At 48.6% G+C, this 1,959-nt stretch carries 1 rRNA gene; it reads right to left on the bottom strand.

The features are described 5' to 3' along the window. Positions 1–38: 38 nt before the first annotated feature. A 23S ribosomal RNA gene (locus HF862_RS09875) occupies positions 39–1,959 on the bottom strand; the annotation flags it as partial.

Genomic DNA, 1,959 nt, shown 5'->3' with positions numbered 1-1,959 from the left:
GTGTCTCTTAAACACTCAATACTACATAGTAATTTCTCTTGATTAAGATTCCGACTTATTAGTATTGGTCCGCTCAATGAATTACTTCACTTTCACTCCCAACCTATCTAACTCCTAGTCTCGAAGTTGTCTATAGAGTACTTATCTCAAAGTCAGTTTCCCGCTTAGATGCTTTCAGCGGTTATCTAGTCCAAACGTGACTACCCAGCTGTGCCACTGGCGTGACAACTGGTACATCAGAGGTTTGTCCATCCCGGTCCTCTCGTACTAAGGACAGATCTTTTCAATACTCTTGCGCCTGCAGTGGATAGGGACCGAACTGTCTCACGACGTTCTGAACCCAGCTCACGTACCACTTTAATGGGCGAACAGCCCAACCCTTGGGACCTTCTCCAGCCCCAGGATGTGATGAGCCGACATCGAGGTGCCAAACTTTGCCGTCGATATGGACTCTCGGGCAAAATCAGCCTGTTATCCCCAGGGTAGCTTTTATCCGTTGAGCGACGACCCTTCCATTCGGAATCGCCGGATCACTATGCCCTGCTTTCGCACCTGCTCGACCCGTCAGTCTCGCAGTTAAGCTCCCTTCTGCCATTACACTCTGCGGTTGATTTCCATCCAACCTGAGGGAACCTTTGGGCGCCTCCGTTACTCTTTCGGAGGCGACCGCCCCAGTCAAACTGCCCACCTAGCACTGTCTTCAAGGCTACAAACCTCAAATTAGAATTTCAGTGTAATATGGTTGGTATTCCACCAGCGACTCCATATATCCTGACGGACATACTTCTTCGTCTCCCAACTATCCTATACATATGACACCAAAACCCAATACCAAGCTACAGTAAAGCTCCATGGGGTCTTTCCGTCCTACTGCAGGTAACCGGTATCTTCACCGGTAATACAATTTCACCAGGCCTCCCGCCAAGACAGCGCTCAGATCATTACACCTTTCGTGCAGGTCGGAACTTACCCGACAAGGAATTTCGCTACCTTAGGACCGTTATAGTTACGGCCGCCGTTCACCGGGGCTTCAATTCGGAGCTCTCACTCCTCCTCTTAACCTTCCGGCACTGGGCAGGTGTCAGCCCATATACATCGCCTTTCAGCTTAGCATAGACCTGTGTTTTTGTTAAACAGTTGCCTGAGCCTCTTCACTGCGACCCTCTCATGCTTTCCACGCGTAGTAGTCCACACAAAAGGGCAATCCTTCTCCCGAAGTTACGGATTCATTTTGCAGAGTTCCTTAGCGAGAGTTAGCCTGTCCGCCTTAAATTTCTCATTCTGACCACCTGTGTTGGTTTACAGTACGGGCACTAATAAATTAACGCTAGAAGCTTTTCTTGGCAGCGTGGGATCTGTAAATTCAAGCTTACGCTCTACGCATCACACCTCATATCTAACCTAGCGGATTTGCCTACTAAGTCATACTACATGCTTACACAGGAACTTCCGTTCTCCTGCTTACATACCCTTCTGCGTCCCTCCTTCACAATTTATCAGTGGCACAGAAATATTAATCTGTTTTCCATTCGCCTACGCATTATAGCCTGGGCTTAGGTCCCGGCTTACCCAGGGAAGACAAGCTTTACCCTGGAAACCTTGGTCTTCCGGCGAGAAGGATTCTCACCCTCTTTCTCGCTACTTATTCCTGCATTCTCACTTCTGATACCTCCAGAGTTCCTTATCAGTTCTCCTTCAACAGCCTACAGAACGCTCTCCTACCAATCGCTTACGCGATTCCGTAGCTTCGGTTTATAGCTTAGCCCCGTTACATTGTCGGCGCAGAGACTCTCGACCAGTGAGCTATTACGCACTCTTTAAAGGTATGGCTGCTTCTAAGCCAACCTCCTGGTTGTTTGGGAATCTCCACCTCCTTTCCCACTTAGCTATAATTAGGGACCTTAGCTGACGGTCTGGGTTGTTTCCCTTTTGACCATGGATCTTAGTACCCATAGTCTC

Origin of the sequence: Fusobacterium sp. FSA-380-WT-3A, assembly GCF_012843705.1 — a bacterium.
Lineage (GTDB): Bacteria > Fusobacteriota > Fusobacteriia > Fusobacteriales > Fusobacteriaceae > Fusobacterium_B.
This window is presented reverse-complemented; position numbering and strand designations above follow the sequence as displayed.